This window comes from Pacificimonas aurantium (assembly GCF_020092905.1).
In the GTDB taxonomy this organism is placed as follows: domain Bacteria; phylum Pseudomonadota; class Alphaproteobacteria; order Sphingomonadales; family Sphingomonadaceae; genus Pacificimonas; species Pacificimonas aurantium.
The window spans coordinates 304,905-330,476 of the sequence record NZ_JAGSGB010000001.1; the positions used below are offsets into that span (position 1 = coordinate 304,905).

The following is a 25,572-nucleotide window of genomic DNA, read 5'->3' on the forward strand; positions in this document are numbered from 1 at the left end:
CGGGAAAGCCCGGTGGGTTCAATGGGGCAGACGCCCTAGGCGGCGGCGCTGGCCTCGGCCGCCAGCCGGTCGCGCTCGGCGCGGCTCATCTTTTCCGCCGCAGTCTTCAGCTGCCCGCAGGCTGCCATGATGTCCTGGCCGCGCGGGGTGCGGACGGGCGCAGAGATGCCCGCGTCGAAGACGATGCCGGAAAAGGATTTGATGCGCGCCGGGTCGGAACATTCATATGCACTGCCCGGCCAGGGGTTGAAGGGGATAAGGTTCACCTTCGCCGGCAGTCGGTATTTGCGGATCAGCCGCACCAGCTCGCGCGCGTCCGCATCGCTGTCGTTCACACCCTTCAGCATCACATATTCGAAGGTGATCCGCCGCGCGTTCGATGCGCTGGGATAGGCCGCGCAGGCTTCGAGCAGCTCCTCAAGGCCGTATTTGCGGTTGAGGGGGACGATCTCGTCGCGCGTTTCCTTGTTCACCGCATGCAGCGAAACGGCGAGATTCACGCCCAGCTCATCGCCGCAGCGCTGCATCATCGGCACGACGCCGGACGTAGAGAGCGTGATGCGCCGTTTCGACAGCCCCAGGCCCGTCTCGTCCATGACGATCGCAAGCGCCTGCTTCACATTGTCGAAATTATACAGCGGCTCGCCCATGCCCATCATGACGATATTGGTCAGCATGCGCGCATCGCCGGTGATTTCCTCGCCTTCGGCCGGCCATTCGCCCAGCGCGTCGCGCGCCAGCATGACCTGACCGGCGATTTCCCCCGCGGTCAGGTTCCTGACCAGCTTCATCGTGCCGGTATGGCAGAACCGGCAGTTCAGCGTGCAGCCGACCTGGCTGGAGACGCACAGCGTGCCGCGGTCATGGTCGGGAATGAAGACCATCTCGAACTCGTGGCCGTCATCGGTCTTCAGCAGCCACTTGCGCGTACCGTCCGTCGAGACCAGCGCCTGTGTCACGTCCGGCCTGCCGATGACGAACTGCCGCTCGAACCGCTCGCGGTCGGCCTTGGCGATGTCGGTCATGGCGAAGAAATCGGTGATGCCGCGCAGATAGATCCAGTGCCACAGCTGTTTTGCGCGCATCTTTGCGCGCTTCTGCTCGACCCCGCCCGCTTCCAGGCAGGCCCTCAGTTCGTCCTTGGTCAGGCCCAGCAGGTCGACGCGTCCGTCGGCGCGCGCCGGAATGGCGCGGGGGACGGGCACGGGACTGTCCGTGCCGGGAATGGTCATCGCAGCGGTCGGCATTGCCCGCATATAGGGAATTGTCGCCGCTTTGTCAGCGGGCGCGAGAACGGCGCTTGTTAGCCTTGACTCTAATTAGCCTATATTCGAAATAACGCTCATGGAGAGCGTCTTTCACGCCCTGGCCCATCCGGCACGCCGCCAGGCGCTGCGATACCTGGCGCGCGAATCCCTGACCGCCGGAGATCTCGCCGCCCGGTTCGACGCGGCCGCGCCCACCATGTCGCGGCATTTCTCCATTTTGAAGGAGGCGGACCTGATCCGCGAGGAGCGGCGCGGCACCAGCCGCGTCTACAGCCTCAATGCCTCGCTCGCCGAGGAAGTTCTCGCCTCCGTCATGACCCTGCTCGCCATCGAAAAGGACGCTCCCGAATGATCCTGTCTTCAAAGCTCCTGTCGCCCGGCGCGCGCCTGGTCCTTGTCGGCGCGTTCATCGCCATGATCGCCCTGTCCGCCTATGCCTGGTTGGCACTGCCCGAGGGACCTTACCCGGTTCATTGGGACGCATCCGGACAGGCCGACCGCTATGGGTCGAAGGCCGAGGCCGTCTGGCTGCTGCCTGGCATTTTCCTCTTCACCATGACCATTGCGCTGGTCGCGGTGCACCTCGACCCACGCCGCCGCAATCTCGAACAGAGCCGGGCGGCCCTTTCCTTCATTCTCGGGTCGCTAGCCCTTGTTTTGCTGGCGGTACACGGCGCCACGATCGCCGGCGCCCTCGGATATGACCTCGACGTCGCCCGGGTCGTGATCGGCGCCGTCGGGCTCCTGTTCGCGGTGATCGGGAATTTCCTTACCAAGGCGCGCAGCAACTTCGCCGTAGGGATCCGCACGCCGTGGACCCTTTCCAGCGACGAGGTATGGCGCCGGACACACCGTGTCGGCGGCATGGCCTTTACGGCAACGGGATGTCTCACTCTGCTCGCTGCGATCCTACTGCCACTCGGCTGGGCGATCGCCCTCCTGTCGGTGGGCGCAGCGATCACCGTCCTCATATCGTTCGCCTATAGCTGGTGGCTCTACCGCCGCGAAACCGGCGGCTGACCTCGAGGCGCTAAAGCAGGGGCTCCAGACGGCGCTCCGCTTGGCCAAGAGCGATGATGTCGGCGTCGGTATCGGGCTCTCCGCGCATGGCCGCCTCGATCTGCCGGTGCCTGGCGGCGACCGACTCCCGATATTCTGAATGGGTGATGACGTAGGTTCGCCGCTCTTCGAGCGCGACGAAAGTCCGTGCGGCCAGCTCTTCGGGCGGAAGCCCGTCTGCCAGCATCGCCTTCGACACATCGCGAAGCGCCGGGTCCCGCGGTGTGAAGTCGCCGTCGCGGTGCGCGCCGGGGCGGTTGCGATCATCCGCATATATCCGGGTCGAGACGCGCCCCGGACAGATTACGGCGGCATGCATGTCATGCTCTCTCAGCTCGTGCGCGAGCGATTCGGTCAGCGAGACCACCGCGTGCTTCGTCATCGTATAGATGGCCATGCCGAACGGCGCGGTGATCAGCCCCGCGAGTGATGCCGTGTTGACGACATAGCCGCGCTGGCCGCTCTCGATCATCGCCGGGACGAAGAGACTGAGGCCGTAGGCAACGCCGAGGATGTTGACCTGGACGGTCCACTCCCAGTCGCCGATCTTGCCCAGCGCGGCCGATCCCCCGCCGCCGACGCCCGCATTGTTGAATAGCATGTAAGGCGCGCCGTGCTCTGCCAGAACGGCGGCGGCCACCTCCCGGTACTGGTCCTTGTCGGAGACATCGAGCCTGTAGGCGAACGCCCGGGCACCCTGCGCTTCCAGCTTGGCCCGGGCAGTCTCGAGCTCGGCGGCCTCGATGTCCGCCAGGAGGACCGTCATCCCGCGGGACGCGCATTCCTTGGCAAGGGCGAAGCCGATGCCGCTCGCGCCGCCCGTGATGAAGGCGGTCATTCCGTCCAGATTGTCCACTTGGCCCTCCCCGCTGCCGCTCCGGGGAAAGTCAGTAGCCCTTTTGCATCTTCTGCGCGCCTGAGCCTTCGAACAGGAGCGTCTCGCGCCCGTCCTCGACCAGGTGGATGCTGCCCTGCGGCGCGCCGTCGGCGATGGGAACGCAGTCCGGCTCGAAAGGTGTTCCGCCTACCAGCGCGCCGCGGAGGATGCGTGCGGTCATGCCATGCGTGACGACGATGACCGGCCCTCCGGCAGGCAATTCGGCAAGCCACGCGTCGACCCGGCGCCGGATGTCGGGATACCATTCGCCCTCGGGAGGGCGGACGCAGAAGAGGCCGCGTTCGGCGTCGACGATGGGGCGCCCGGCCTCTTCCATGATCTCGGCATAGTCGCGCCCCGCCCACAGGCCGACATCGATTTCGAACAGCCGCTCGTCGGTGGTCACATCGAAGAAGTTGTGGCCCAGATGCTCGGCAATGATACCCGCCGTCTGCTGGCAGCGACCCGCCGCCGATGCCCAGATATCGACCTCGGGGGCCTTGCCGAAATGCTTGGCAAGTGCCTCTCCCATCGCCTCGGCCTGGGAAAATCCGCGTCGGGTCAACGGCGTATGGGCATGGTTTCCCTGCATGCGGGCGCCGGCATTGAAGACCGTCTCTGCATGGCGGGCGATATAAAGCGGCGGCAAGGTCATGCCCCGGGACCTAGGGGCGGCGCCGAGACAGTGCAACGAGCGAGGCACCGCATACGGAAAACGCCGGCCCCGGACGATCCGGAGCCGGCGCTAACAGACCCTGTGACGAACCCGTTGTCCGCAGACAGGGTTTCACGGAATGGAATTAGCCGCGGCGCTTGCGACGGCTGAAGCCGATGCCGGCCAGGCCGAGGCCGAGCAGACCGAGTGCCGCCGGAGCCGGCACGGCTTCGGGCGGAAGCGGGTCGCCGGTGACGGTGATGTCGGAAAGCGAGAGTGTTTCGCCATCGCCAAGGCCGCGCACATTGAACCGGATATAGTCGATATCGGTGAAGTCGAGATCAGGGTTCAGCGCCTCGAAGGTTGCGAAATCGATCGACGCGAAGCCGGTCGGATCCACCGTAAACGGCAGGTTCACCGCTTCCTGGACCGCATCGATCGAGATGACGCGCAGCGAGTAGGTCAGCAGCGAATAGGAAACGCTGGCATCGCTGAACTGAACTTCGAAGCGGCTGTTCGTACCGCCGTCGGTCAGGTCGGCGTTGAGACGACGCGGCGCCTGAGCGATGCCGCCCCACCAGATTTCCTTGATCGCCGTGTCGTTGGCACCGCCGGTGATCACGACCGCATCGTCACCGCCCGTCAGCGACAGCTGCATCGAGCCCTGCGAGGCGGAAACATTCGGGTAGCGCGTGCCGCCAATGGCGGTCGGAGCCGGAATAACAGCAGACGACGTCAGCGGGCCGAAAGACCCGCTTTCGAAATCGTCGATGGTGATCGGCGCTGCGGAGGCAGCCGACGCAGCGAGAGTCGCGGCAGAGGCGGCAAGCAGAAAACGGATCATCGGAACAACTCCCAACGTGTAAATCTCTCTCGTCTGACACCGAAGCGACGGCGAACAGACATTTCCCCCAACACCTAGCAAAGGCCGTGCCAAGAATGTTTTCGCGAGTATTTTCAGCGCTTCTTCGGGACATCGCCCCTCTCCGGCGCCGCCGGGTGTAAAGTGTGCCGACACCGTGATCGCAGAGTCTTTCCAAAGGGATGCGCACTCAATTGCACCTGCGGTCCGAGCATGCTTATCAGGCGGCCAATCGGTCCAGGCAAGCTGCAGGAATATGCGTCCCTATGGCAGAAAAGCTCTTTCAATCCGCTCAGGCTGCACTCGACGGCCTCTTGTTCGACGGCATGACGGTAATGGCCGGGGGCTTCGGACTTTGCGGCATTCCCGAACATCTGATCGCGGCCCTGCGTAACAGCGGCGTGAACGACCTGACCTGCATTTCCAACAATGCCGGCGTGGACGATTTCGGCCTCGGCCTGCTGCTGCAGAGCCGTCAGATCAAGAAAATGATCAGCTCCTATGTCGGCGAGAACAAGGAGTTCGAGCGGCAATATCTCGGCGGCGAGCTGGAACTGGAATTCAACCCCCAGGGCACACTGGCGGAGCGCTGCCGGGCGGGCGGCGCCGGCATTCCCGGCTTCTATACGAAGACCGGCGTCGGCACGGTGGTTGCCGAGGGCAAGGACCACCGGGAATTCGGCGGCGAAACCTACATCATGGAAACCGGCTTGGTGGCCGACCTGTCGATCGTGAAGGCCTGGAAGGCCGATCCATATGGCAATCTCGTCTACCGCAAGACGGCGAGAAACTTTAACCCGGTCATGGCCACGGCAGGCAAGGTTACCGTCGCGGAAGTCGAGGAACTCGTCGAACCCGGCGACCTCGATGCGGACTGCATCCATACGCCCGGCATTTACGTCCAGCGCCTGATCGTCGGTAAGAATTTCGAGAAACGCATCGAACAGCGTACGGTGAGGGAGGCAGCGTAATGCCCTGGACACGTGATCAGATGGCCGCGCGGGCGGCAGAAGAACTTGAAGACGGGTTCTACGTCAATCTGGGCATCGGCATGCCCACCCTCGTGGCGAACCATGTTCCCGAGCATATCGACATCACGCTGCAGTCGGAAAACGGCATGCTCGGTATGGGCCCCTACCCTACCGAAGACGAAGTCGATCCCGACCTGATCAATGCCGGCAAGCAGACGATCACCCAGATGCGCCGCACCAGCTACTTCGGCTCTGATGACAGCTTCGCGATGATCCGCGGCGGCCATATCGACATGTCCATCCTGGGCGCGATGGAAGTGGCGGAGAATGGCGACATCGCCAACTGGATGATTCCGGGCAAGATGGTGAAGGGCATGGGCGGCGCCATGGACCTGGTCGCCGGCGTCAAGAAGATCGTCGTCCTGATGGACCATACCAACAAGGCCGGCGAACCGAAATTTCTGAAGTCCTGCACCCTGCCGCTGACCGGGACCGACGTCGTGGACATGATCGTGACCGACCTGGGCGTCTTCGGGCGGCCCGATCATGACAGCGGCTTCCGCCTCATCGAACTTGCGCCGGGGGTCACCGTGGACGAGGTCCGTAGCAAGACCGAAGCGGCGTTCGAGGTCGCCGTCTAGTCCAGGATCTCCAGCATGAAAGCCCTCCTGACCGGCATTGCGATCGGCTTCCTTCTGACGGCATGCGAAAGCACGCCCTATTACCGCGCGCTGGAAGTCGTCGGCATCGAGAAGCGGGACCTGCTCGTCGACCGCATTCAGGATACGAGGTCGAGCCAGGAGCAGGCGCAGGAAGCCTTTCGCAGCGCCATGACCGTCTACCGAGAAACCGCGGATGCCGATCTCGCCAATCTCGAAGGCGCCTACGACCGGTTCAACGGTGCCTATGACCAGGCCAAGGACAAGGTCCGGGCGGTCGAAAGCGATATCGACGCGGTAAAACGCGTTGCCGACGATCTGTTCGCCGAGTGGCAGCAGGAGCTCGACCTTTACCAGGACGCCCAGCTGCGCGCCGCCTCGCAGGCCCGCCTCGACGAGACGCGCCGGCAGTTCGCCGAGCTGGAACGCACGCTCGACGAGACCGAGCAGCGCATGGACCCGGTGCTGTTCGCCCTGCGCGACCGGGTTCTCTACCTGAAGCACAACCTCAACGCTGCCGCGCTCGCCCAGATGAAGGGGGAGGCGGCGCGGATCGAAGGCGACGTCGACGCGGTCGTGGCCGACCTCGACCGCGCCATTCGCGAGGCCAACGCCTTCATCGCATCGCTTCAGCGCGGCTAATGAGCGGCGGCCAGCCTATCCTGTGGGGAACCCCCGCATCGCTCTATACGGCGAAGGCGCGCAGCTACCTGCGCAAGCAGCGTATCGGGTTCGAGGAACGTGCCCCGGGGGAGGCGCATTTCCAGGACGCCGTCGTTCCTGCGCTGAAGCGCTGGATCATCCCCGTTCTCGAACTGCCGGACGGCACGCTCGTGCAGGACGGCGCCGACATCATCGATCATTTCGAGGCGGGCCGCGATACGCGCCTGCCCGCCGTGCCCGACCAGTCGGTCCTCACTGTGCTCGCGCATCTCCTCGCCCTGTTCGGCGGCGAGGCACTGCTGCGTCCGGCCATGCACTACCGCTGGAATTTCGACGACGAGAATCTCTCCTTCCTCGCCGACGATTTCTCCATCGCGCTCGGCGCTTCCGGTTCGCCGGAAGACAGGCGCGAGGCCTTTTCGCGTTCCAGTAGCCGCATGCGAAAGGCGGCGGCTTCCTTCGGGGTCGGCCCCGACACCTACGCACTGGTCGAGGCCGCCTATCTCGACTTCCTCGCGCGGTTCGAACGCCATCTGGCCGAAGCGCCTTATCTTCTCGGTGGCCGCCCGACGCTCGCGGACTACGCCTTCGCCGGCCCGCTCTGCGCGCATCTGGGCCGCGACCCCTATCCGGCCCGGCTGATGCAGCGGCAGGCGCCCGGCGTCTGGCGCTGGACCGAACGGGTGGCGGCGCCGGAAGACGGCGCGCCAGGTTACGCCGGGTCCACGCCGGACCTGTTTCAGCCCGGCCAAATCCCCGACACGCTGGTATCTCTGCTCGCCTTCTTCGCCGACGAGTTCCTGCCGGAGCTTGCGGCCCATATCGATTTTGCGAACGGATGGCTTGCCGAGCGCCCGGACCTCGAGGCGGGCACGAACGGGCTCGACCGGCCGGGCGAGCGGCGGCTCGGCAAGGCCAGCTTCGCCTGGCGCGGCACGGAGCTGACTACCGCGGTCCTTCCCTACCGCTTCTGGCTGCTGCAGCGGGTTCAGGATGCCGCCGCCGCGCTCGGCCCCGCCCAGCGCGCGCAGCTCGACGATCTGCTCGGCCGCGTCGGCCTGACCGACATCCTGGCGCTCAGGACCGACCGTCGCGTCGAGCGGCGCGGCAATCTCGAAATCTGGGGTCCTCGCAGGGCCTCATAGACGCCCTGTCCTCTCCCGCGACGCGGATCGCACGCCTTCGGCCAATCGCCGTTTGAACGAGCCGACAAATCCGCTAGAGACCGTGACCCACATTTGAATTTCCGGGGGCGAAAGGGATATCCATGAAGGCAACCGTTGAGCGCGCGACCCTGCTGAAGTGTCTGGGTCACGTGCAGTCGGTGGTGGAACGCCGGAATACGATCCCGATCCTGTCGAACGTCCTTATCGAGGCCGAGGATGGCGGCCTGAAGCTGACCGCGACCGACCTCGACATCCAGGTCGTCGATTCCATCGCTGCTCAGGTCGAGACCGGCGGCGCCGTTACCGTTTCCGCGCACACCCTGTTCGACATCGTCCGCAAGCTGCCCGACGGCAGCCAGGTGGCGCTCGACGCGGCCGAGGAGAAGATGACGATCCGCGCCGGCCGCGCGCGGTTCAGCCTGTCGACGCTGCCGAAGGACGATTTCCCGATGATCGGGGAAACCGACCTTCCGACCAGCTTCACCCTCCCGGGCGAGACGCTGGCGGAGATCATCGACAAGACCCGTTTCGCCATCTCCACCGAGGAGACGCGCTACTATCTGAACGGCATCTACATGCACGTGTCGGAGGGCAAGCTTTACGCCGTCGCGACCGATGGCCACCGCCTCGCGCGCGTCACGCTCGACCCGCCCGCGGGCAGCGACGGCATGCCCGACGTGATCGTCCCGCGCAAATGCGTCTCCGAACTTCGCAAGCTGCTCGACGAGACCGACGGCGACGTCGAAGTGGGCCTGTCGGATTCGAAAGTCCGCTTCCGCGTCGGTACCGCGGTGCTGACTTCGAAGCTGATTGACGGCACCTTCCCCGATTACAGCCGGGTCATCCCGACGGGGAACGACCGCCTCCTCAAGATCGACCCAAAGACGCTCAGTCAAGGTGTCGACCGCGTGTCGGCGATCGCCGCAGAAAAGACCAAGGCGGTGAAGCTCACGCTCGATACCGACAAGGTCATTCTTTCGGTCACCAGCCCCGAAATGGGCGAAGCAAAGGAAGAGGTCGAGGCGAGCTATTCCTCCGAAGGGTTCGACGTCGGCTTCAACGCCAAATATCTGCTCGACATTCTTTCCGAGGTCGAAGGCGACGTGATCGACGTGCATCTGGCCGATGCCGCCGCGCCGACGCTGATCCGCGAGAATGACGAGGCGAACGCGCTCTACGTCCTCATGCCGATGCGCGTTTAGTCGCACCCGGGTCGTCGCACAGGGGCCTGGCGCCCCTCAGCGCCCATATCTTAAGGAACAGCTGCCGACGGCCCACCGTTCTCCGGACATATCGAATTCGTTTGGAGACAAAATAACATGGGTCAAATGAAAACCGTAAACCCGGCGACCGAAGAGCTGATCGACACCTACGAGCTGATGTCGCTCGAGGACGCAAAGGCCGTCGTCGACCGGTGCCACAAGGCGTTCGGCGAATGGCGCAAGGTTTCGCTCGAGGACCGCGCGAAGGTCATAAAGGCCATCGGCGCAAAGCTGCGCGAGAAGAAGGGCGAGCTTGCCGACCTGATGAGCCGCGAAATGGGCAAGGTCCGCGCGCAGGGCGATGGTGAAATCGACCTCTGTGCCGGAATTTGCGACTTCACGGCCGAAAACGGTCCGTCCGAACTTGCCGGCGAAGAGCGCCCGCTTGAGAGCGGCAGCCGCGGTCTCGTCCAATATGCGCCCATCGGCGTCGTCTATGGCATCCAGCCGTGGAATTTCCCCTGCTACCAGGTCGTGCGCTATGCCATCGCAAACCTGATGGCCGGAAACGGCGTCCTCCTGAAGCACGCCGAAAGCTGCACCGGTTCGGGACTGGCCCTCGAAAAGCTGTTCCGAGAGGCCGGACTTCCCGAACATCTCTTCTCCGTCCTTCTCATCGATCACGACACGTCGGACGAGATCATCGCCTATGAGAAGGTCCGCGGCGTCACGTTGACCGGCAGCCCCGGCGCGGGCAGCCACGTCGCCGAAAAGGCCGGCGCGGCGCTCAAGAAGACCGTGCTCGAGCTGGGCTCGAACGACGCCTATATCGTGCTTGAGGACGCCGACCTCGACCGTGCCGTGAAACAGTGCGTAACGGGCCGGATCTACAATAATGGCGAGACCTGCGTCGCCGCGAAGCGGTTCATTGTAGTCGATGCCGTCTACGACAAGTTTCGCGACGCCTTCGTCGAGGCAATGGGCGCGCTGAAGGCGGGCGACCCCTTCGACGACGACAGCGACCTTGGTCCGATGGTTACCGGAAAACAGCGCGATCAGTTGCATGAGCAGGTCGAGAAGAGCGTCGCAAATGGAGCCAGGATTCTTTGCGGCGGAGAGAAGCCGTCCGGCAAAGGCTATTACTATCCCGCCACGGTGCTTGAGAATGTGGAGCCCGGTCAGCCGGCATATGACGATGAACTGTTCGGCCCTGTCGCATCGCTGATCCGCGCAAAGGATGCCGACGACGCCTTCCGCATCGCCAATGACAGCCGCTTCGGTCTCGGCGGCGGCGTGTTCTCGGCCGATGCGGAGAAGGCCATCGCGCTGGCGAAGGAAGACTTCGATACCGGCATGGTCTTCATCAACGGCTTCGGCCTTGCCGCGCCGAACATCCCCTTCGGCGGCGTGAAGGATTCCGGATATGGCCGCGAACATGGCGGCTTCGGCATGAAGGAGTTCGTCAACATCAAGGGCATCCAGGTCATGGCCGAATAGCCGGACCTACGCCCATGCCGTCGGGGCTGCTGCGTGGGCGGCAGCCCCCTTTCTTTGCCCGCTGCCTCAGCCTCCCCGGTAGCGGAGCGCGTCGACCAGCAAGGAAAAGGCCTGCGACTGCTGCCGGCGGCTTGGATAATAGAGATGATAGCCGGAAAAGGGCGGGCACCAGTCCTCCAGGACGCGTCGAAGCTGGCCGTCCGACACGTCCTCGGCGACATAATCCTCCGGCAGGTAGGCGATGCCCGCCCCATCGAGCGCGGCCTGCCGCGCCATCGCGATCTCGTTGACGATCAGCTGCCCGTCGACGCGGACGTTCAGTTCGCGCCCCGCCTTCTCGAATTCCCAGGCGTACAGTCCTCCAAAGGTGGGGAAGCGCAGGTTGATGCAATTGTGGACCGCCAGGTCGTCGGGAGTGACGGGGGGCGGCCGGCGCTCGAAATAGGACGGCGTACCGACTGCCGCCATGCGGAGATCGGGGCCGATCGGAACCGCCACCATGTCCTGGTCCAGCGTTTCGCCCATGCGGATACCCGCGTCGAACTGGTTGGCCGCGATGTCGACCAGGCCGGCATCGACGCTGACCTCGACCTCCACGTCCGGATAGTCCGCCAGGAACCGCTTCAGGACCGGCCAGAGGGTCGTTTCCGCGGCGTGGACGCCGGTGGTGATGCGGATGGTGCCTGCCGGCGTGTCGCGCATTTCACCGATGGCCGCGAGTTCGGCCTCGATCTCGTCGAAACTCGGGCCGACCGTGGCGAGCAGGCGTTCGCCGGCCTGGGTCGGCGACACGCTCCTGGTTGTCCTGGTCAGCAGCCTCACCCCGATGCGCTCCTCCAGCCCGCGAACTGCATGGCTTAGCGCTGAAGGCGAGAGGCCCATCTGCGCCGCCGCGCGCGTGAAACTGCGCTGCTGCGCGACGGCGCGAAAGGCGATCAGGTCGTTGAAATTCGGTCTTGGCATTTGTGAAAGATACTCAACAGCTCTTGCGGATTGGTCGATCTAATAGGAGAAATGAGGAAAGCCTACATCTGCTCCCATGATCACACCCAAGAGGAGCGCACGATGATCCGAAACGCCATGTTGATGCTGGCTCTCACGGCCACCGGCGCCACCTCCGCAGCAGCAGAGGAACAACCCGATATGGATATTACCCGCAAGGCCGACATGCAGACCGTCGAGGGTCCCGAGGAGTACTTTACCGGCAAGGCAACGATCACCGGCCAGTTCAGCCGCGAGGATCCGTCGAACGTCACCGGTGCCATCGTTCATTTCGAGCCTGGCGCGCGCACCGCCTGGCACAAGCATCCGCGCGGGCAGACGCTGATCGTAACCGAAGGCGTGGGCTGGACGGCACTCGAAGACGGCGAGGTTCATGAATTCTACGAGGGCGACATATTGTGGTGCCCGGCGGACAGGAAGCACTGGCACGGGGCGACCCCGCACGAAGCCATGACTCATATCGCCATCCAGGAAACCGACGAAACCGGTACGAATGTCGAATGGATGGAGAAGGTCAGCGACGCAGAATATCTGCGCGGTCCGAAAAAGGACTGACGATCTTCCCGGGCGCGTACCGCGATGCGTACGGCCCCGCCTCACCTCGGTCTGAAAGACGAACAACGTGATTTTTGAACAAACCTATCAGCTGAACAACGGCGTCTCGGTTCCTAGCCTTGGCTTCGGCACCTGGATGATCGACGACGCGAGAGCCGCCCAGGTCGTGCGCGATGCCGCCGATATAGGGTACCGGCATTTCGATACCGCTCAGGCCTATGGCAACGAAGCGGGTGTCGGAGACGGACTGCGCACGTGCGGCGTTCCGCGCGACGAGCTGTTCGTGACGACCAAGCTCGACGCTGGCATCAAGTCGTTCGAAGAGGCGAAGAAGGCCATCGACGGATCGCTCGAGACCATGGGTCTTGAAACGATCGACATGATGATCATCCACAGCCCGCAGCCTTGGGACCAGTTTCGCAAGGGCGAGCACTTCTTCGACGGCAACCTTCAGGCGTGGCGCGCCCTCGAAGAGGCGCTGCAGGCGGGCAAGCTGCGCGCTATCGGCGTCTCTAATTTCGAGGCGCTCGACATCGATAATATTCTCGATCATGGCAGCGTGCCGCCAGCGGTAAACCAGGTGCTCGCGCATGTTGCGAACACCCCCTTCGACCTGGTCGAGTATTGCGAGAGCCGCGACATCCTCGTGGAGGCCTATTCCCCCATGGGCCACGGCGAAATTCTCGACCGGCCCGACATCCGGGCGATAGCCGACAAATATGGCGTGAGCACTGCACAGCTCTGTATTCGCTACTGCCTGCAGCTCGGCCTCCTGCCACTGCCGAAGACAGGCACGCCGTCGCACATGCGCGCCAATGCCGAGGTGGGCTTCGAGATCGCCGCCGACGACATGGACGCGCTGAAGACCGTCGCCCCGATCAGGGACTATGGCGAGGCGAGTTCTTTCCCGGTCTACGGCGACGACGCGCGCAGCCGCTAGGGCCCGTCCCCCTTCTCAAACGGCCTCGTGACGATGATATGGGCGCGTGTCCCCCGATCCGCGCGCCCTCACGTCCCTGCGTCTTACCGACTTCCGCTCATATGCCGCTGCCGAAATCGCGCCGGGCAGCGGCCTTGTTGCGATCTCGGGTCCGAATGGAGCGGGCAAGACCAACCTGCTCGAAGCGGTCTCCCTCCTCGTGCCGGGCCGCGGCCTTCGCCGCGCGGCGCTAGCGGAGATGGCGCGGCTTGGTGGCAAGGGCGGTTTCGCCGTCAGTGCCCGCATCTCGACCGGTGACGGGGAACCGGTTGAGATCGGTACCGGAATCGAGCCCGGCTCGGGCCGCCGCATCGTTCGCGTGAACGGCGCCAATGCCAGTGCGAACAGCCTGTCGGAGTGGCTCTCCGTACTGTGGCTTACCCCCGCCATGGACCGCCTCTTCACGGGACCGGCTGCCGACCGGCGGCGGTTCCTCGACCGTCTGACCCTCGCGCTCTACCCCGACCACGCCCAGGCCGCCACGCGCTACGAGGCGGCGATGCGCGAACGCAACCGCCTGCTGCAGGACGGACGCGCGAACGATTATTGGCTGAATGCCGTCGAAATCGAGATGGGAAAATACGGCTCGCGCCTGTCGGGCGCGCGCGCCGCCACGATCCGCTCCTTGCAGGCAGCTCTCGCCGCCCAGGTCAGTCCCTTCCCCCGCGCCGCCGTCGAACTCGACGGCTTCCAGCCTCTCGACCCGGAGGACCTTTCGTCGGCCATCGGCGCATCGAGGCCGGAGGATGTCCGCGCCGGAAGGACGCTCGTGGGACCGCACCGCGACGACCTCTTGGTTCGCCATGTCGAGAAGGACCAGCCCGCCGAACGCGCCTCTACCGGCGAGCAGAAAGCGCTTCTGACGGGTCTCGTGCTTGCGCATGCGCGGCTTGTGGCAGAGGAAACGGGCCGCCGCCCCATCCTGCTCCTCGACGAGGCGCTGGCGCATCTCGACGAAGGGCGCCGCGCCGCGCTTTTCACCCTGCTTCAGGACCTCGGCTCGCAGGTCTGGATGACGGGAACCGACGAGGCGCTTTTCCGTGCAATTTCCGGCGATGCGACCTATATGGAAATGGTTGACGGGATGCCGGTCGTCAGGGGCGGCGGCTTTCCCGGCTAGTCATTCCGGCGCGGGCCGGAATCATGTCTCGGCCGCCGGCCCTTGGCGGCATGTCCCGGCACTTGCCGGGGCGATGATCGTACGGGAAACGAAGGACGGAAATTGGCTGACGAAACCACCGGTGCCGGCGCCGAATATGGCGCAGAGTCCATCAAGGTTCTGAAGGGCCTCGACGCGGTCAGGAAGCGTCCGGGCATGTATATCGGCGATACGGAGGACGGCTCCGGCCTCCATCACATGGTGTTCGAGGTGTCGGACAACGCGATCGACGAGGCGCTGGCCGGCCACTGCGACCTCGTGACCATGACGCTGAATGCCGACGGCTCCGTCACCGTGACCGACAATGGCCGCGGCATTCCCACCGACATCCATGCGGGCGAGGGTGTCTCCGCTGCCGAAGTCATCATGACCCAGCTTCACGCGGGCGGGAAGTTCGACCAGAACAGCTACAAGGTCTCGGGCGGTCTCCACGGCGTCGGCGTCTCGGTCGTCAACGCGCTCAGCGACTGGCTCGAACTGCGCATCTTCCGGAACGGGAAGGAGCATTTCATGCGCTTCGAGAACGGTGTCGCCGTTGCGCCGCTCGACGTTGTCGGCGACGCGGAGGGCAAGTCCGGCACGCATGTGACATTCCATGCCAGCGCCGAGACGTTCAAGATCACCGACTTCGACTTCGACAAGCTGGTGCACCGCTACCGCGAACTGGCCTTCCTCAATTCCGGCGTGCGCCTGCTGCTTGCGGACGAGCGCCATGCCGAGCGCGAGGAAGTCGAGCTTTATTTCGAGGGCGGCGTGGCCGAATTCGTGCGCTACCTCGACCGCAACAAGGAGCCGCTGATCCCCGAGCCCATCCTGATCCAGGGCGAGCAGGGCGATATCGGCATCGAGGTCGCGATGGAGTGGAACGACTCCTATCACGAACAGGTCCAGCCCTTCACGAACAACATCCCCCAGCGCGACGGCGGCACGCATCTCGCGGCCTTCCGCTCCGCGCTGACGCGCACGCTCGGGGGCTATGCGGAGCGTTCGGGCGCCTACAAGAAGGAGAAGGTCTCCCCTACCGGCGAGGACATGCGCGAGGGGCTGACCGCGATCGTTTCGGTGAAGGTGCCCGATCCCAAATTCTCCTCGCAGACCAAGGACAAGCTCGTCTCGTCCGAAGTGCGCTCTCCCGTCGAAAGCCTCATCGGCGAAAAACTGGGCGAGTGGCTGGAAGAAAATCCCGGCCCGGCGAAGACCATCGTCGACAAGTTCGTCGGCGCCGCCATCGCGCGTGAGGCCGCGCGCAAGGCGCGCGAGGCCAGCCGCAAGTCGGTCCTCACCGTCTCATCGCTCCCGGGCAAGCTCAACGACTGCTCGGAAAAGGACCCTGCCAAGTCCGAGCTTTTCCTGGTCGAGGGCGACAGCGCCGGCGGCTCGGCAAAGCAGGGGCGCGATTCCAAATATCAGGCTATCCTGCCGCTGCGCGGGAAGATCCTGAACGTCGAGCGCGCGCGTTTCGACCGCATGCTCGGCTCGAAGGAGATCGGCTCGCTGATCCAGGCGCTCGGCACCGGCATCGGACGCGACGATTTCGACGTCGAGAAGCTGCGTTATCACAAGATCGTCATCATGACGGACGCCGATGTCGACGGCGCGCATATCCGCACGCTGCTCCTCACCTTCTTCTACCGCCAGATGCCCGAACTGATCGAGCGCGGTCATCTCTACATCGCCCAGCCGCCGCTCTACAAGGTCGCGCGCGGCAAGTCGGAGGTCTATCTGAAGGACCAGGCGGCGATGGATGAATATCTGATCGCCGAGGGGCTCGACGGCATGGTCGCCGAAACGTCCGAAGGTCCGCGCTCGGGCGAGGATTTGCGCGCGCTCGTCGAGCAGGCGCGGCGCATGAAGGCGCTGATGGGCTATTTCCCGGGCCGTTACGACCACCGCATGATCGAGGCGGCCGCCCTGGCCGGGGCGCTCGGCAAGCGCGCCGAGGAAGAGACCGCCGCGCGGCTGGCGGCGCTGCTCCAGAACGTCGCCGACGACGGCGAATGGACGGTGACCGCGACGCAGGGCGGCAGCGAACCCGGCGAGACGTCCTCCGGCGCGGGCTACACCATCACGCGCGAACTCCGCGGCGTGACCGATGCCTATATCCTCGACGAAAAGCTGCTCCTCTCCGCAGAGGCCCGCAAGCTTGCCGAGATCGTCGGCGGCGAGCGCATCTACGACCAGCCCTTCCGCCTCGGCGAAGACCTTGTCGTGCGCCGCCCTTCCGAGCTTCTGGAGGCGGTGCTCGCCGCAGGCCGCAAGGGCCTCTCGATCCAGCGCTACAAGGGCCTCGGCGAGATGAACGCCGACCAGCTTTGGGAAACGACACTCGACCCCGACAACCGCTCGCTTCTGCAAGTACGCATCGAGCAGGCCGATCTGGCCGACGATATCTTCACCCGCCTGATGGGCGATGTGGTCGAACCGCGCCGCGAGTTCATTCAGGAAAACGCGCTCTCGGTATCCAACCTCGATATCTAGGCCGGACCCGAAAGAGCGCGCCTCCGGGCGGGAGGCTCCTGCCTCCCGCTCCGTCCGTGTTTATCGCCCGCGTCAGATATTGATGCTGGTCGGGATCAGGCTGGGCTGTAGATAGGGATAGGGCCAGCGCCGGTCCGCGTTGCGGCTTTCGATCTCGGCATCGGCCGCCTTCAGCATGGCCTGGAAGCGCGCAAGCGGTCCTTCGTCGCCAATGATCTGCGGATCGGTGAACCAGTTCGGATAGGGAAACTCGTTGCTGCGATAGTCGCCCAGCGGGCGATAATGCACCGAGCCCAGCAGGAACAGGAGGTTCAGCTGCTGCGTCGCCAGCGGCAGCGGCGGCATATAGGCCAGCCAGTCGCTCTTGCTGTGCCCGCGCTGCGAGGCCGGAACGTCCGCCCAGCCGCCGCCGGTCACCGAGGGGGCGAAGTCCATCACGCCGCGCTGGGGGAAGTTCACCGCGGCATGCTGCGCGCTGGCGGTGAACATGATCATCGTGCACGCCTTCACAAGCTCGTCCCGGGTGGACAGTTCGCCGAAATCCTCGACCTTGGCATCGGCCGTGATGGCGTCGACCCAGGCCTTCAATTCGGTGTCCTGCGTGACCGCCTCGTCGCTGTCATAGTAGATATCGACATATTGGCCCGCCCAGCTCTCGATGGCGTGCCAGACCAGCAGCGCGTCGTCGCGATAAGGGTATTCGGGAAGAACGTCCGCCTTCGCCACGCCGCGATTTTTCAGGTCGTTCGGCAGCATCTTCTCGCGGAAGCGGAAGGTCATCCGGCCCTTCACCGCCAGCGCCTGGCTCGTTTCCATCGTGCCGCCGAAGATGTGGTCGATCGGGCCGCCGGGCGCGATCAGCGAGGTCGCCGCGTCGTAATTGATGAACAGCGTTCCTTCAAAGTGCGGCGCCAGCAGCGCCCAGATGGGATGCTGGTTGGAAAGCTGCCGGTGCGTCGCCACGGCGATCGATTCGATGACCAGATGCGTTCGCGCCAGGTGGCACACCAGCTCGTGATAATTGCCGTCGGCCACCTGCACGATGGTCTTGGCGATCTGCCAGCCCCACAGCTTCGCCGGGTCCACAGACGGCGTGAAGATCGGAAACTCGTCGGGGTCCTGACCGCACTGGATCGCCACCGGCACCAGCTCGGCGCCGCCCGGCGGCAGGGCGAACAGCGCGATCGGCTGGTAGACATATTTCGCCAGGTCCTTCCAGACGCCCGGCACAAGGATCGACAGCTCCTTATAGTCGCACAGGAACGCGCGCTTTTCCTTGAGCGCCGCCGACAGCGTATCGCCCGGCACGACTGCGGCATATTGCTCCTCGGTCAGCGGAAAGCTGTCCGGCAGAACATCAACCTGCTCGATCAGCATGCAGTTGGGTCCTGCGACCCGCATGCGCGCGAACTGGTCGTCCTCCTGGAACAGCCAGGCCATGCCCGGCAGCGGCAGGTTGTGGAACAGCCCCCGGAAATCGTCCAGCGTGGCTGTCCCCGCCCTGGCGGTCAGCTCTTCGATCAGCTGGATCCCCCCGTCGATCAAGCCGCGAAGTTCCTGCCCGTGCGAATGAAGCAGGTCGTTGTGACTGCCATGTTCGGCCCAGTCCGCCGCTTCCTTCACCTCGTTCAGAAGCGTCGATCCCGCGCCGGCATGGACCACCGCGTGACGGCGTGCGATCTCATGCATCGACGCTTCGATGGCGGCCAGCCGGTCCTGCGCATGCGCAACGTGATCGGAGGGTTTCGTGCCCAGATGCTGATGCATGGTCAGCAGGATCGAGATCTGGTTGCGCAGGATTTCGATGGCATAGCCCAAGACCACCAATAGCCAGGCCAGCGTCGGCTTGTCGGCGGACGGTACATCGGTCGCCAGCGGAACCGATGGCAGACTGGGGATCTCCGTGGTCCACTGATAGGTGGCCCGCGCCTTTTCCAGCTGCTGCTCGCGCGCTTTCTGCTGCGCCGGATCGTCGTTCTGCGGAAGACTCGGATGTAACGGTGCCAGTCTCATAAATGCCCCCTGATCTTTTGAGTTCTACTTAATTAACCATCTATAAGCTGTTTTTCTTTATCGGTCTGCCGTAGCTTCATTGACGTTGTGTTGACAATCTTGGAGGCAGCGGACTTACTTCGCCGAAAGGGGACGAGGGCGTGAGTGGAATTCTGAGCAGGCTGAGGAGGAAGATCGCTCCGCCTGTTCCTGCGGAAATCGAGGACGAATTCGCTCTACTTACGGCTGCCCGGCTTCAGGCCCAGACGCGCCTCCTCTATATCGCTCTACTTCTAACAGTGCCGACGTCGATCTACGCTGCGGCGCCCGGCGCACCGTTTTTCATTCGGATCGGACTTCCCGCCGTCATGGGTCTCGCCTGTCTGCTGGGCGCGCTCGATTACTTCCGCCGCATCGACTATTCGGCCTCGGTTCGTCTCGCCCGGGCGTTCGTCGGCAAGGCGACGACCGTGTCGACGCCGCTAGCGGCCGTTTGCAGCGCCTGGTGCGTCGGAAGTTTCCTCGCCGCGCCGCCGGGAACGAGGGCCTATTATCCGCTCATCCTCGCCATGGGCTCTCTCGCTACCGCCTATTGCCTCTCCAGCATCCGGCTCGCTGCCGTTCTCAATCTCGTGGTCGGCCTGGCACCCATTTCCATTCTCATGCTGCTGTCGGGCGACCGCATGAACCTCGCCGGCGGGGCCAGCCTGATTTTGGCGACCGCATTCCTTCTGCACATGATCTGGAAAGAGCATGGCCAGCTGATCGATCTGCTCCTCCTGCAGCGAAAGACCCGCATTCTGGCCGAGACCGACCCCCTGACCGGCCTTCTCAACCGGCGCGCCTTCGATGTTCGCGTCGCGCAGGTGGCTCAGACCGCGCAGGACGACATGTTCATCATGGGGCTGATCGACCTCGATGAATTCAAACCGATCAACGATCGCTACGGCCATGCCGTGGGTGATGCCATTCTCTGCCAGGTTGCCGACCGCTTGCGGGCGGCCTGCGGTGACGACGCACTGGCGGCCAGGATCGGCGGCGACGAATTCGCCGTCCTCGTTCCCACCGGGTCGCGCCTGCTTGAGGAGAATTTTGCCGAACAGCTGCGCGGGGTTCTGTGCGGCGAATATCGGGTGCAGGACGAGGTCCTGCGCGTCAGCGCCAGTGCCGGCTTCGCCGCCTGGCCCGAGGATGGGCGCAGCACGCAGAAGCTTTACGAAGCCGCTGATCGCGGCCTCTACAAGCGCAAGGAGGCTGCCCGAACGTCACCCTCGGACGGCCTTCTCGATCCGCCTCCGTCCGGCTCGACGGACCAGAAGCTGCGGATCGCCTCCGGCTCCTGACGCCCAGGCGCTTCGGGTCCGCGCCTGCCGTGCTTGCTACACCCGGCGTAACCATGCGTGTCCCGTCATCGAACAGACGCTAGACGGTGGCAGTCCGGGGGAGAGAGGGTATTTCGAACCAAGCCGAACAGGTCGTCAGGCGGCACGGACTGGCGACTCGCCTGTGGCACTGGATCAATGTGGTCGCCGTGTTCACCCTGATCGGCAGCGGCCTCACGATCTTCAATGCGCACCCGCGGCTCTATTGGGGCAGCTACGGGGCGAATTTCGATCCCGCCTGGCTCGAAATCGACGACCGGGCCGGCGGGAGCGAGGGGTTCCTTCGCATCGGCGGGATTGAGGTCGAGACCACCGGCTTTCTGGGCGTCTTCGAAAAGGACGGCAGCACGCGCACCCGGGCCTTTCCGCATTATCTGACGATCCCCGCGAATTACTCGCTGGCGGATGGGCGCCGCTACCACCTGTTTGCGGCCTGGGTCTTCGGCCTCTCCGGTCTCGTCTATGTGATCGTCAGCCTGCTGAACGGTCATGCCCGGCGTGCCCTTCTGCCGCGACGCGCCGAACTCAGACCCCGCCATCTCTGGCAGGAGGTGAAGGACCATGCGCGCCTCCGCTTCCCGAAGGGGGATGCCGCCCGGTCTTACAACAGCTTGCAGAAGCTCAGCTATCTAGTGGTCATCTTCGGACTGCTGCCGCTGATGGTCCTGACCGGCCTCGGCATGTCACCCAATATGAACGCGGCCTGGCCCTGGATTCTGGATATGTTCGGCGGGCGTCAGTCTGCGCGCTCCGTCCACTTCATCTGCGCAACACTGATCGGCGCCTTCATCATCGTGCATCTGCTGATGGTCATCGCCGCCGGCCCGGTGCGCGAAATCCGCTCGATGATAACCGGACGTCTGCGTATCGACAGGGAAGAGACTGTATGAGCCCATCTGATATCCCCCGCCGGCAGCTTCTTGCCGGAATCGGTGCGGGTCTGGCGCTATCGGGCTGCGAGCGGATCGGCAGCACGGCGCCCGCCCAGTCGCTCTTCGACGCGACGGACGGCTTTTCGCGCGGCGCCATGCGCCTTGTCACGAACCGGTCGGCGCTGGCGCGCGAATATGAGGAGGCCGACATGAGCCCGCGCTTCCGGGCGAACGGCTCGCGCGAGCCGCAGGGCGCCGAATGGCAGGCCCACCGGGCCACCGGCTTTCGCGACTGGCGGCTCACCATAGGCGGCCTCGTTGCCCGCCCTCTCAGCCTTTCGCTCGACCAGCTTCGCCAAATGCCGCGCCGGGTCCAGATCACCCGGCACGACTGCGTTGAGGGATGGAGCGCCATCGGCAAGTGGCACGGCGTGCCTCTCCGCCTGATCCTCGACCTCGCCGGTGCAAACGAGCGGACCCGCTATGTGCTGTTCCGCTGCGCCGACGAAATCGGCGGTGTGCCCTATTACGAAACGATCGACATGGTCGAGGCGCTGCATCCGCAGACGATCCTGGCCTACGGCATGAACGATGCGCTGCTGCCCGTGCCGCACGGGGCGCCGCTCCGCCTGCGCTCCGAACGCCAGCTGGGCTACAAGCATGCAAAGTTCGTCATGGGGATCGAAGCGATCGACAGCTTCGCGAACATCGCCGGGGGCAAGGGTGGGTATTGGGAGGATCGCTCCGACTATGACTGGTGGGCGGGAATCTGATCCCGCCGCCTCGACGCCGGACCCCCGGGAAACCCCCTCCCCGCCCGCAGACGAAGAGAGGGTTCCCTCGATGGTTTTCGGTCTTCAGCCGTGCAGTTTCTGCGCGGTCTCCGCGACCAGCTTGCCCTGGAAGCGGGCACCGTCCAGTTCGGTCTGGGACGGCATGCGAGAGCCGTCGCCGCCTGCAATCGTGGTCGCACCATAGGGCGCGCCGCCCTTCACTTCGTCGACGCCCATCTGGTCCTGGAAACTGTACGGCAGGCCGACGATGACAAGGCCGTGATGCAACAGGTTCGTGATCGTGCTGAACAGGGTCGTTTCCTGCCCGCCATGCTGTGACGCGGTGGAGGTAAAGGCGGCGCCGACCTTGCCGATCAGCTTTCCTTCCATCCACAGCGGACCCGTCGCGTCCCAGAAGGCCGCCATCTGGCTCGCCATGCGGCCGTACCGGGTTGGCGATCCGACGATGATGGCATCATAGCCGGCCAGATCCTCGATCGAGGCGACCTTGTGGTTGTCGTCATAGTTGAAGCCCGCTGCCTCGACGATGTCCGCCGGTACGGTTTCGGGCACACGCATCACGTCCGCCTCTGCGCCCGCGCTGCGCGCGCCTTCCGCCGCGGCGTCCGCCATCTTCGCGGTATGGCCGTAGCTTGAGTAATAAAGCACCAGGACCTTGGTCATATCTTTTCTCCTTCTACGTTCGAATTGCTGCGTCAGATCGTGTCCACCAGGACCACTTCGCTGTCCTCGATGGCGGTCACGGTCAGGCTCGTCTCGTCCTTCACCGCCACGCCGTCTCTCGCCTGCGCCTCGGTGCCGTTCACCTCGATGCGGCCGCTAGCCGGCACCAGATAGGCGCGGCGTCCGCTGCCCAGATTGTAACGCGCCGTTTCGCCCGCGCGCAGCGCGGCTGCGGCAACGCGTCCGTCGGTGCGGATCGGCAGCGCCTCCTCGTCGCCCGGCATGCCGCTCGCCAGCGTCTTGAAGGCGCCCGTGCGGTCCGCTTTCGGAAAGGGCTTCGTACCCCAGGACGGTGCGCCGCCGGCTTCCGATGGCAGGATCCAGATCTGGAACAGGGTCGTCTGCTCGTCTTCCAGATTATATTCGGCGTGCGTGATGCCGCTGCCTGCGGACATCACCTGCACGTCGCCCGCCGCGGTGCGGCCGCTATTGCCCAGGCTGTCCTTGTGACTGATCGCACCCGTGCGGACATAGGTGATGATTTCCATGTCGCGGTGCGGGTGCGGCGGAAAGCCGGACTGCGGCGCGATCTCGTCGTCGTTCCAGACGCGCAGCGCACCCCAGCCCATGCGGTCCGGGTCGTGATAACCTGCGAAGGAAAAATGGTGATGGGCATTCAGCCAGCCATGATCGGCCGCGCCGATCCCGCCAAAGGGACGAACTTCGATCATCTGTCTCATCCTCTGCCTAAGTTCGATTTCCCTTCATATGGCGAGGGTCGTCCTGTATGAAACGGCAAAGGTAGAAATGGATCGTTTCTAGAATTTAATGGAACAGCTCGACCTCGACGACTGGCGCGCTTTCGTGGCCGTGGCGGATACCGGCACGTTCACCGCAGGGGCATCGTCGCTCGGCTGGTCGGTCCCCACGGTTTCGAAGCGCGTTGCTGCGCTTGAAAGGCGGCTCGGCGTCAGCCTGTTTCACCGGACCTCGCGCCGGCTGGCCCTGTCTCCGACCGGCGAGACCGTGCTCCCGTCCGCGCGCGAGCATGTGCGCGGCCTCGCTGCCGTGGAGGATAGTCTGCGCGAGCGCGACTGCGCGCCCGGCGGCCGCATCCGCATGTCCGCACCCGTCAGCTTTTCCATCGCTCATCTCGGCGGGCCGCTGACATCCTTCCTGCGCGACTGGCCCGACATCGACCTCGACCTGCGGATTTCCGACGAGACCATCGACCTCGTCGGCGGCGGTTTCGATCTGGCGCTACGCATCGGCCGCCTGCCCGACAGCAGCCTGAAGGCGCGCAAGCTCTGCGACATCCGCATGCCGCTCGTCGCCGCGCCGGCCTATCTGGCAGCGGCGGGCCGGCCGCAGCACCCCGACGACCTGAAGCGGCACCAGGCCATCGTCTATGCGCAGGTGCGCGATCCGACGCGCTGGACCTTCCGCCACGATCTGGAAGGCGAGCGCACGGTAGAGGTGAGCCCCCGGCTCACGGTCGACAATGGCGATTTGGGGCTCGAGGCGCTGCGCGCCGGCCTCGGCCTGACGGTGCAGCCCGAATTCTTCATTTACGACGATCTCGCATCCGGCACGCTCGAGGAGGTGATGCTGCCCTGGTCGATGCCGCCCGTCGGCGCCTATATCGTCACCCCGCCCTCGGCGCTGCGGCCACGCCGGGTTTCGCTACTGATCGAACATCTCGCAAGCAGCCTCGCCCGGCTGCCCTGGGCTTACGGCGCCCATCCCTCCAGCACCTGATCGGGCGGGCGGTGGCCGTCCGACCAGACGCGGATGTTGGTCACCACCTTGTCGCCCATCGCGCGCCGCCCTTCGACGGTGGCCGAGCCCATATGCGGCTGCAGCGTCACATTGGGCAGCGCCAGCAGGGCCTCGGGCACGTTCGGTTCGTCGGAAAAGACGTCGAGGCCGGCGCCGGCCAGCTTTCCCGCCTTCAGCGCCGCCGCCAGCGCCGCCTCGTCGACGATCTCGCCGCGCGCCGTATTGACCAGATAGGCGTCCTCTTTCATCAGCCCCAACCGCCGCGCGTCGATCAGGCCGTCGGTCTCCTCGGTCAGCGGGCAGTGGATCGTCAGGATGTCCACTTCGGGCAGCATCGCGTCCAGGTCGTCCCACCAGGTTGCCCGCAGCGCGGTTTCGGCGGCTTCGGCCATGCGCGACCGGTTGTGATAATGCACGCTCATGCCGAAGGCGTTCGCCCGCGCTGCCACGGCGCCGCCGATCCGCCCCATGCCGACGATGCCCAGTGCCTTGCCGCCGATCCGGCGTCCGCGCAGGGAGGTCGGCGCCCAGCCCGCCCAGTCGCCGGAGCGCAGCATGCGCCCGGCCTCGCGCATCCGCCGTACGACCGACAGGATCAGCGCCATCGTCATGTCGGCGGTATCTTCGGTCAGCACGCCGGGCGTGTTGGTGACGATGATTCCCCGGTCGTGCGCGGCCTTCAGGTCGATATGATCGACCCCGACGCCGAAATTCGCGATCAGCTTCAGGCGTGGTCCCGCGCGTGAAATGACGTCGGCGTCCACCGTATCGGTAACGGTCGGCACGAAGACATCGACATCCTGCAGCCGCGCCACCAGTTCGTCGCGCTCCAAGGCGCGGTCGTCCGTCCGCAGCTGCGCGCCGGAGAACAATTCGCTCATGCGGCTTTCGGTCTGGTCCGGCAGGCGGCGGGAGACGAAGATCTGCGGGTCGGGGACGCGGTCGTGAGCCATGCGCTTCGCGCTATGCCTGCACCCCGACGCGGTCAAGCGAGCGAACCGGGACACTCGTGAAAATGACACTCTTGCAACCCGGCCG

Annotated in this window: 25 protein-coding genes; 16 read left to right on the top strand and 9 right to left on the bottom strand. The window is 64.8% G+C overall.

What is annotated here, in order from left to right:
- Positions 1–35: 35 nt before the first annotated feature.
- Positions 36–1,247, bottom strand: coding sequence for a 23S rRNA (adenine(2503)-C(2))-methyltransferase RlmN (gene rlmN, locus KCN53_RS01480; RefSeq protein WP_224199285.1), 1,212 nt, complete (start codon positions 1,245–1,247; stop codon positions 36–38).
- A gap of 97 nt (positions 1,248–1,344) precedes the next feature.
- Here rlmN and KCN53_RS01485 point away from each other — a divergent pair, with 97 nt between their 5' ends.
- A complete protein-coding gene (locus KCN53_RS01485) occupies positions 1,345–1,620 on the top strand; it encodes a metalloregulator ArsR/SmtB family transcription factor (RefSeq protein ID WP_088711780.1) in 276 nt (91 codons plus the stop codon).
- Complete coding sequence (locus tag KCN53_RS01490; RefSeq protein ID WP_088711779.1) at positions 1,617–2,288, top strand: SdpI family protein; 672 nt, start codon at positions 1,617–1,619, stop codon at positions 2,286–2,288. Before KCN53_RS01485 ends, KCN53_RS01490 begins: the two co-directional genes overlap by 4 nt.
- Positions 2,289–2,298: 10 nt before the next feature.
- On the opposite strand, the gene KCN53_RS01495 is transcribed toward KCN53_RS01490, so the two are convergent.
- The 3 genes from KCN53_RS01495 to KCN53_RS01505 all read right to left on the bottom strand — a co-directional run bounded on the left by KCN53_RS01495 (position 2,299) and on the right by KCN53_RS01505 (position 4,703).
- On the bottom strand, positions 2,299–3,183 hold the full coding sequence (locus KCN53_RS01495; protein ID WP_088711778.1) for an SDR family NAD(P)-dependent oxidoreductase: 885 nt from the start codon (positions 3,181–3,183) through the stop codon (positions 2,299–2,301).
- Positions 3,184–3,214: 31 nt separating this feature from the next.
- The gene (locus tag KCN53_RS01500) at positions 3,215–3,859 is read right to left on the bottom strand and encodes a histidine phosphatase family protein (RefSeq protein WP_088711777.1); all 645 of its coding nucleotides are present in this window, start codon (positions 3,857–3,859) and stop codon (positions 3,215–3,217) included.
- A 145-nt stretch (positions 3,860–4,004) separates the two neighbouring features.
- Entirely contained in the window at positions 4,005–4,703 is a 699-nt protein-coding gene (locus KCN53_RS01505; RefSeq protein ID WP_088711776.1) for a PEP-CTERM sorting domain-containing protein, read from the bottom strand.
- A gap of 284 nt (positions 4,704–4,987) precedes the next feature.
- Here KCN53_RS01505 and KCN53_RS01510 point away from each other — a divergent pair, with 284 nt between their 5' ends.
- The 6 genes from KCN53_RS01510 (at position 4,988) to KCN53_RS01535 (ending at position 10,879) form a co-directional block, all read left to right on the top strand.
- Positions 4,988–5,692, top strand: a complete 705-nt coding sequence (locus KCN53_RS01510) for a CoA transferase subunit A (protein ID WP_088711775.1) — start codon at positions 4,988–4,990, stop codon at positions 5,690–5,692.
- Positions 5,692–6,333, top strand: a complete 642-nt coding sequence (locus KCN53_RS01515) for a CoA transferase subunit B (RefSeq protein WP_088711774.1) — start codon at positions 5,692–5,694, stop codon at positions 6,331–6,333. The genes KCN53_RS01510 and KCN53_RS01515 overlap by 1 nt, the downstream gene beginning before the upstream one ends.
- Positions 6,334–6,348: 15 nt before the next feature.
- Positions 6,349–6,993: a DUF2959 family protein gene (locus KCN53_RS01520; protein ID WP_088711773.1), complete on the top strand. Its 645-nt coding sequence runs from the start codon at positions 6,349–6,351 to the stop codon at positions 6,991–6,993.
- The gene (locus KCN53_RS01525; protein WP_088711772.1) at positions 6,993–8,159 is read left to right on the top strand and encodes a glutathione S-transferase C-terminal domain-containing protein; all 1,167 of its coding nucleotides are present in this window, start codon (positions 6,993–6,995) and stop codon (positions 8,157–8,159) included. The genes KCN53_RS01520 and KCN53_RS01525 overlap by 1 nt, the downstream gene beginning before the upstream one ends.
- 122 nt (positions 8,160–8,281) lie before the next feature.
- Positions 8,282–9,382: a DNA polymerase III subunit beta gene (gene dnaN, locus KCN53_RS01530; RefSeq protein ID WP_088711771.1), complete on the top strand. Its 1,101-nt coding sequence runs from the start codon at positions 8,282–8,284 to the stop codon at positions 9,380–9,382.
- 90 nt (positions 9,383–9,472) lie between these two features.
- Entirely contained in the window at positions 9,473–10,879 is a 1,407-nt protein-coding gene (locus tag KCN53_RS01535; protein WP_279379594.1) for an NAD-dependent succinate-semialdehyde dehydrogenase, read from the top strand.
- A gap of 66 nt (positions 10,880–10,945) precedes the next feature.
- Here KCN53_RS01535 and KCN53_RS01540 read toward each other — a convergent pair whose 3' ends face one another.
- Entirely contained in the window at positions 10,946–11,842 is an 897-nt protein-coding gene (locus KCN53_RS01540) for a LysR family transcriptional regulator (protein WP_088711769.1), read from the bottom strand.
- A gap of 102 nt (positions 11,843–11,944) precedes the next feature.
- Here KCN53_RS01540 and KCN53_RS01545 point away from each other — a divergent pair, with 102 nt between their 5' ends.
- From KCN53_RS01545 to gyrB, 4 genes are all read left to right on the top strand, one after another.
- The gene (locus KCN53_RS01545; RefSeq protein ID WP_224199286.1) at positions 11,945–12,436 is read left to right on the top strand and encodes a (R)-mandelonitrile lyase; all 492 of its coding nucleotides are present in this window, start codon (positions 11,945–11,947) and stop codon (positions 12,434–12,436) included.
- A 67-nt stretch (positions 12,437–12,503) separates the two neighbouring features.
- Entirely contained in the window at positions 12,504–13,376 is an 873-nt protein-coding gene (locus tag KCN53_RS01550; RefSeq protein ID WP_088711768.1) for an aldo/keto reductase, read from the top strand.
- Between the two features lie 46 nt (positions 13,377–13,422).
- Positions 13,423–14,535 carry a DNA replication/repair protein RecF gene (gene recF, locus KCN53_RS01555; RefSeq protein WP_088711767.1) on the top strand — a complete coding sequence of 371 codons (1,113 nt, stop codon included), beginning with the start codon at positions 13,423–13,425 and terminating at the stop codon, positions 14,533–14,535.
- A gap of 102 nt (positions 14,536–14,637) precedes the next feature.
- Positions 14,638–17,052, top strand: a complete 2,415-nt coding sequence (gene gyrB, locus KCN53_RS01560; protein ID WP_088711766.1) for a DNA topoisomerase (ATP-hydrolyzing) subunit B — start codon at positions 14,638–14,640, stop codon at positions 17,050–17,052.
- A gap of 72 nt (positions 17,053–17,124) precedes the next feature.
- Here the strand turns inward: gyrB and KCN53_RS01565 are convergent, their stop codons facing one another.
- The gene (locus tag KCN53_RS01565; RefSeq protein WP_088711765.1) at positions 17,125–19,065 is read right to left on the bottom strand and encodes a lipoxygenase family protein; all 1,941 of its coding nucleotides are present in this window, start codon (positions 19,063–19,065) and stop codon (positions 17,125–17,127) included.
- Between the two features lie 140 nt (positions 19,066–19,205).
- Between KCN53_RS01565 and KCN53_RS16110 the strand changes: the two genes are divergently transcribed.
- From KCN53_RS16110 to KCN53_RS01580, 3 genes are all read left to right on the top strand, one after another.
- Complete coding sequence (locus KCN53_RS16110; protein WP_088711764.1) at positions 19,206–20,387, top strand: GGDEF domain-containing protein; 1,182 nt, start codon at positions 19,206–19,208, stop codon at positions 20,385–20,387.
- Between the two features lie 86 nt (positions 20,388–20,473).
- Positions 20,474–21,316, top strand: a complete 843-nt coding sequence (locus KCN53_RS01575; RefSeq protein WP_088711763.1) for a cytochrome b/b6 domain-containing protein — start codon at positions 20,474–20,476, stop codon at positions 21,314–21,316.
- Positions 21,313–22,071 carry a molybdopterin-dependent oxidoreductase gene (locus KCN53_RS01580; RefSeq protein ID WP_088711762.1) on the top strand — a complete coding sequence of 253 codons (759 nt, stop codon included), beginning with the start codon at positions 21,313–21,315 and terminating at the stop codon, positions 22,069–22,071. Before KCN53_RS01575 ends, KCN53_RS01580 begins: the two co-directional genes overlap by 4 nt.
- Positions 22,072–22,155: 84 nt before the next feature.
- Here the strand turns inward: KCN53_RS01580 and wrbA are convergent, their stop codons facing one another.
- Both wrbA and KCN53_RS01590 read right to left on the bottom strand, forming a co-directional pair.
- Complete coding sequence (wrbA, locus tag KCN53_RS01585) at positions 22,156–22,755, bottom strand: NAD(P)H:quinone oxidoreductase (RefSeq protein ID WP_088711761.1); 600 nt, start codon at positions 22,753–22,755, stop codon at positions 22,156–22,158.
- A 32-nt stretch (positions 22,756–22,787) separates the two neighbouring features.
- The gene (locus KCN53_RS01590; protein WP_088711760.1) at positions 22,788–23,486 is read right to left on the bottom strand and encodes a pirin family protein; all 699 of its coding nucleotides are present in this window, start codon (positions 23,484–23,486) and stop codon (positions 22,788–22,790) included.
- A gap of 97 nt (positions 23,487–23,583) precedes the next feature.
- On the opposite strand from KCN53_RS01590, the gene KCN53_RS01595 reads away from it, so the two are divergent.
- Positions 23,584–24,513 carry a LysR family transcriptional regulator gene (locus KCN53_RS01595; RefSeq protein ID WP_088711759.1) on the top strand — a complete coding sequence of 310 codons (930 nt, stop codon included), beginning with the start codon at positions 23,584–23,586 and terminating at the stop codon, positions 24,511–24,513.
- On the opposite strand, the gene KCN53_RS01600 is transcribed toward KCN53_RS01595, so the two are convergent.
- Entirely contained in the window at positions 24,486–25,487 is a 1,002-nt protein-coding gene (locus KCN53_RS01600) for a 2-hydroxyacid dehydrogenase (RefSeq protein WP_088711758.1), read from the bottom strand. The two genes, KCN53_RS01595 and KCN53_RS01600, sit on opposite strands and share 28 nt — an antisense overlap.
- Between the last annotated feature and the right edge of the window lie 85 nt (positions 25,488–25,572).